The sequence below is a fragment of the Nostoc sp. LEGE 12447 genome (genome assembly GCF_015206985.1).
In the GTDB taxonomy this organism is placed as follows: Bacteria; Cyanobacteriota; Cyanobacteriia; order Cyanobacteriales; family Nostocaceae; genus Nostoc.
This window is the reverse complement of record NZ_JADEXT010000010.1, coordinates 202,796-209,078: the sequence shown is the minus strand read 5'-3', so window position 1 is coordinate 209,078 and position 6,283 is coordinate 202,796. Positions and strand designations below refer to the sequence as shown.

2 protein-coding genes are annotated in these 6,283 nt (G+C 42.0%); one reads left to right on the top strand and one right to left on the bottom strand.

The annotated features are described in order from the left end of the window. A partial coding sequence (locus tag IQ274_RS36545) for a hypothetical protein (RefSeq protein WP_228058184.1) occupies positions 1 to 270 on the top strand: 270 nt, incomplete at its 5' end. A 516-nt stretch (positions 271 to 786) separates the two neighbouring features. On the opposite strand, the gene IQ274_RS36540 is transcribed toward IQ274_RS36545, so the two are convergent. Next, positions 787 to 5,559 (bottom strand): esterase-like activity of phytase family protein, encoded by a 4,773-nt coding sequence (locus IQ274_RS36540; RefSeq protein WP_228058183.1) that lies wholly within the window; start codon positions 5,557 to 5,559, stop codon positions 787 to 789. Positions 5,560 to 6,283 lie beyond the last annotated feature (724 nt).

Genomic DNA, 6,283 nt, shown 5'->3' with positions numbered 1-6,283 from the left:
TTAATATTATGGCCATCAGTTACCACACTCAAAAACAAGCGTCATTATTTAAATTACTACAAAAGGGGAATGAAGGGGCTGCCGACGGCAGCCCCTTCATTCCCCTCTAAAATGATTATCATTATTGGTGATGGAATAGTTTATTTTCTGGAAGTCCCTAAAGTTGGGGTATCAATAGGGTTTACAGAACCGTTACGCAATCCATCCGCAACAAAAATAATGACATTTCTACCGTTGCCATTTGTATCAGCCATGCTTACTATTCCTTAAGTATTGTGAGCTACGATTCATCGCAGCAATTGTGTATCTGTATGAGCAATTAATTACGCTCAACCCAAGCAAAAAATTCTTGGCTACAGAAACCTAAATAGTATTTGGCGACAAAATGCTTAGTGTCCACACAAAATGGTGCAGACAATTAAATGAACTTAACTTTGGTTACTGTCTCAAAAGATAGTTGTTCAATGTTTAAGGAAAGTTATAAACAAGTTAAGATTTTGGACAAAAAAATCCCCAACTCTTCAAGAAGTCGGGGATCTAATCCTTTAGATAGAGAGCAAATCAAAATATGATTGCAATATCACTCTTTAGAGTTAGCAAAAGCGCTACAGCTTAATTCATTTTGAACATTGAACCTAAGCTGTAAGTAAATCGGCGAAATTAAAGCTAACTGGCTAAGGCTGTCATTTGTCCTTTGTCATTGGTCATTAGTAAGGGTTTTAAAGCAGTTTGCGTTTCGTAACATACTTAGTTTTTTTCACCTTAACTTACTTAATCATTTTTGAGCTAAATGACACTAGCAGAAAAAACGAAATCATTTGCTGTGAGGCTAGTTGATGTAATTCCAACTAATGAAGCCAACTCTGTATTTCCGGCTTTCACCAAAGTATCGCTACCCTGTTGTAATAGTGTTAAAGCACTAAATTGAGTAACACCAATACCGCCCAGCCCGATTTTATCAATGCCGATCGCAAAATCAGTCACAATGTTCTTGCTAGTTGGCAGACTGGCGTTAGCAATCCAGAATTGGTCAGCACCAGTACCACCAGTTAAGCGATTACCGCCCTGTTGACCAGCAAATAGCACATCATCACCATCGCCACCAGATAGGGAATCATTGATACTGGAGAAGAGTTTGTCATCTCCAGAACCACCGTAGAGACGGTTATTGCTACCGTTGCTAGTGAGGGTATCGTTACCTGAACCACCGAAGGATGATTGACGCGAACCTTCAACTACTGTGAGAGTATCAGCACCTGCTGCCCCAAACAAATTATTACTACCATTGGCTTCCACTACGGTAATTTCATCATCACCAGCACCACCATCAGCATTAGTATTGTTAGCAGGGCCATTTACGCCAATCAAGACTTGATCGTTACCGTCTCCTGTGGACACCGAGGAGTCGCTGCCGACTAGTACCGTGTCTTCACCCTTTCCAGTCTGGATTGTGTTTCCTTTAGTACCTTCTACAAAGTCTGCGCCGTCACCTGTGAATAAGGTTTGGTTTGGCTGAACGATAATATCATCACTGGTAGTAGAGCCAAAATTAATTTCTTCTGCTTGAGGTTGACCTAAGCCAGGAGCAAGATTAAGGGGGTTCTCCAACTTCAGCAGTAAAATTTCATTGTTGTCTATGACTGGATTTTCAGGATCATTTCCAGGACGACCTGTAGAGAAGGGATAATTGTTGTCATTAGCTACCAAAATGGTGTTTTTGTCAACAACTAAAACATTTTCAATGGTTACAAATGGGAAGTCGAAGGTGGTTTTGCCATCTCCATTCAGGTCGTTGGGGTCTTGGATGTTTAACAAGTCTGCAACTTCTTCCTTGGCTACATAACCATTGGAATCTGCTTTAGACAAGTCTATTTTGTAGATCCGCTTGAATTTAGCTGAGGCTCCTTGACCACCATCCCGCTCAATGACTAGATACTCATTATCGTTAATGACTGCTAAATCCCCGATCGCATTTGCCGGATTATCCAATCTGTAGTACAGCTTTTTATCAGTGTACTTGTGGCTAGCAAGGTCAAATTCGTTAATCCGCAAAGCACTAGGAGTATCACCTTGAACTGTACCCTCTAGCAGCATATAGAGCTTGGTTTTGCTAGCGTTGATTGCTCCACCTTCAAAACCTTTGGAACCACCCAAGTTAGCAAAGGCATCTCCTGAAAGCACATCGGGATTTTGTGGCGATCGCACCGTATTATACTGAAGATCATCTCTGAATTGATCCCGTACTTCATCCGCGATATCTGGGAAATCACTAAATAGTGCGTCTACACCTAATTGATAGAACTGTTGGATCTCTAGCTCTAGCTTTCCTTTGTAATCTGCTGCTAAATACTGATCTTCCGCCCGGAAGGTGTAAGGATGAACCTGCAACCCGGCGTTGTGAGCATCTTGAATTAAGGTTGAAGGAGGTAATGTTGTCTTGTCAGCATCATTAACTGCTCCATCTCCATTTACATCATCGGCTTTGCCATCACCATTAGCATCAGTACCTTTGACGCTCACAATCATCCGCTTCCAAGGGCCAAGGCCATCAGCATAAGTGGCAACTTCAGCCAAGCCTTCTGGTGTTCGTAAGTCGCCATAGGTGCGAGTGTCACCACTGACTTTCAAATCATAAGGCTGACTCTCGATTATCTTACCGTTGATATCAATGTCACTTGCATCTAGCAATTGAACTAGGGGAATATCCACTCCAGCCGCAGGCATAATGACATCATGTAGTTCTTTGAGGTTGCCCACTTCAAAGGACTGGATGAAGATGCGACTGGGGTCAGTGAAGTTATTTGCCTTCAGCGTATCAATTAGTAACTGACTGATGTTTTGGTTAACTTTGTCTGTCGTGCCGACATAAGTAGCTTCATCGGCCAAATAGGTTGGATGCTTAGTTTCAGGATAGATGCCAATCTTTTTACCTGTGTCGGCTTCTACTTGCTTAACTAAATCGATGATTTCCGTGAGGGTAGGAATTTCAAATTGACCATCAAAGGAGTGATCTCGGAAAGGTAGACGCTCTTCTGCGCGTAAAGTCTTGATTTCAGCTAAAGTGAAGTCTTCAGCAAACCAACCTGTAATTGTGTTTCCATCCAAACTTACTGTTTTCTTGCGATCGGCAAACTCTGGATGCTTGTAGACATCTGTGGTTGTGTTGCTGAAATTGACAGTGCCATCAGCGTTCAAAACTGCTAAAGCTGGCTCATGACGAGCAATTAGCACACCATCTTTTGTCACAACCAAGTCAGGCTCAATGAAGTCAGCACCTCGCTCAATTGCTTGCTTATAAGACTCTAAGGTATGTTCTGGACGATAGCCACTTGCACCTCTGTGACCAATAACTTTAGGTGCTTCTCCATCTAATGTTTTGAATTGGTCGGGTGTAGCAATGGGAGCTTCTAATAACTTACCAGTGGCATCAAAATGCAGCAGGTAGGGGCCAAACTCTTCTCCAACCCAAATTGTCCCGTCTTTATCAAAGACGAATGACTCTACATCAAAGTCTGCACCAGTCAGTAATCTTCCAGTAGTTCCCTCATCCACAATTTCAAAAGGAATTTTGTTGTTAGGGTCAGACAGTTGAATGTAGTCTAAAACTTTAACGCTGCCGTCTCCATTTTCTGTTCCCTTAAAATTTGGGTCTAGACGATTGATCCGCAATAGAAAGTCTTCACTATTATCTTTGCTACCGTAACCGTTATCTGACAAGAAGTACAAAGAGTTGCTGTTAGCAAATTGAACACCGCTAAAGCCTTGAATTGGCTGTCCTGGGAAAGGCCCGGTTCTACCATTGGCTGAAATTTCTGCACCAGAAGCTGGCCCATCACTAAAGGTATCAGCAGGTAAAGAAGCAAAACCTACTAACTCAACTTTTGGCACTATTGAAGCAAACATCGTCTGGTAGATGTGGGTTTGATCGTTTAAACCCGCAATTCCAGGAATATCAGAACCGTAGGCATTATAACCTTTACCTACTAAGCTATTTAACACTTCAGAACCAGCACCTTGGTAGTAAACAGGTACGGGACGGTTGGTGTGAGTTCCCCAACCATACTTGACAGTAGGATCAGACCCCCAGTAGTGTCCAACTTCTGCTGGAGTATCTAAATTGGTTAATGCTTCAGCACCTTGATTTTTTACTAAAGTCGGAAAATCACCGTCGAGAGTTAGGTAGTGATCGTGGTCAGCAGTAACAATTAGTAGGTTTTCATCCCAACCACCATTGTTATTGATCCAGTCAATCGTAGATCCAACTGCCTTATCGAAATCCAACGTGGTGCCGATCAAGTTGTCTATGTTGTTATCATGAGCAGACCAATCGATATCGCCACCTTCAACCATTAACCAGAAACCATCGGGGTCTTTACCCAACACATTTAATGCGGCATTTGTCAAATCATTGAGGGTTGGGTTTTCGTTAACCTCTTTGGCAATGAAAGATGCATCCGTCTCTCCAGGCAGCAGTGGACGTGTAGTGTCCACTTTGGCGTTATCACCTTGGTTAGCGAAAACGCTGAACATATCTAAACCAGTGGTGCTGTAGTCACCGTTGGCAGAACTGACAGGCAAGTTACCATTTTGACCACGCGCACCGTACAGACCGAAGAGGCGATCGCCTTTTTCTGGATCGATTGTCGCCGCAGTTTCAGCTAGTTTCTGGGCGGCATTCTCACCGCGCTCCAAGAAAGTGTAATCGTAGAGGTTGTTTGTGGGTTTAGTGCTAAGTTCTGTGTAGGTAGATTGGCTAATGTATTCATTGCTCGTATTCGGCTCAACTCCTGCTGGTAGTAAGTCTCCAGGAGCAGAGAGTGGGTGTCCACCACCAAGTAATACTGTTGGTTGATAGACACGGAGTTCCTGTTGCAAGATGTTGTCTAATGCCGGATAGTCAGCATCATACTTGCTGCGACGATTAACGTTGGCAGCAGCAGCAGCAGGTGTTGCATGATCAATGGGAACTGAAGTTACCAAACCAGTGGATTTACCAACTTGGTTCGCAGTTTTGAGAATTGTTTCTAGAGGATTCTCGAAAATATCAACGCCAACAGCGTTGTTGTAGCTCTTAACGCCAGTGTACAGAGTTGTTGCGGTGTTTGCAGAGTCAGGATAGCTGTACTTAATATATTCAGGATCGTTACCGGGAGTCCAAGGGTTAACACCACCTCTGGTAGGGTCATAACCTACTAGGTTTCCAACAGCACCATCACTGACTTTTGCGCCACCTGTTGGGGTATTGCCTGGGTTAGAAGTTGGATCAAAGGTGAAACCAGGACGAACTGGGCTTTCTCCTGTAATCGGATTAGTACCGTCAAGAGCCGAATTACCAGTGCTAAAAACTCCATTACTACCAGCGATCGTTGTCCCGTAGGTGGTTGCCAAACCGTAGCCTTGGAGTGTTTGAAAGTTGAGTCCTTGACCCTTACCCTGTGTATAAAAATCACTCAGATTAGCACCTGTCTTACCATTTTGAATCTCTTTGTAGATGGATGCTGCACGAGCCATTTCCCAGCCCATACCATCCCCAATCATTATGATGACGTTCTTAGCCATGAAAGAGAATCTCCCTGTGTTTAATTGTTGAGATGGTCTTCACTCTAGTGAAATAAAAAAAGTAATATAGTGAGGAAAAACTAATAGTTTTAGCCTGCAAAGATGTAATTGACTTGTCAGCTTGTTGAGTCTGAACTATTAAATGTCAACCACCACTACAATTGTCATTTCCTTAGAGTGTTTTGGTATCTTAATTAACAATCACAATTGCATATTAATTAAGATACATAGCAAAAGTTGTGAATAAATTGTGGACTGGTTAAGAAATCTTGTATTGCAATCTTTTACCTAATATGCAGTTAACAAATATGTCTATATTTTTGATGGTATGAAAAATTATTTTTTATACATTGAGATGATGTATTTTTTGTAACTTCCGTCAGATAATAAGTTCTTTATCACCCAATACGGTTCAGTTAGTGCCAAAAACCTTTGAGGACTTACCAAAAACTCTCTGAAAATCTTATTCCTTTGTGTCCTTTGCGCCCTTTGTGGTTCGTTTTTTCTTAATTTTCGGTAATTTTTGTCCTTAACTGAACCGTATTGCTTTATAACCCAATGCAATTTAGTTAAGGGCTACTTGTACAAAATTGTGGGTTTTGAGATGCGATAAATCGCCATCTCTACAAGTGTTTTGGTCTTATCTGAACTGTATTGCTTTATAACCCTTCTCTTTAATTGCTTTTGCAATAATGATTGAGTACAGCTTCATTAACTTTTGCTG

Coding starts and splice junctions, on each gene's coding strand:
- IQ274_RS36540 (WP_228058183.1), bottom strand. CDS start 5,559: ATGGCTAAGAACGTCATCATAATGATTGGGGATGGTATGGGCTGGGAA.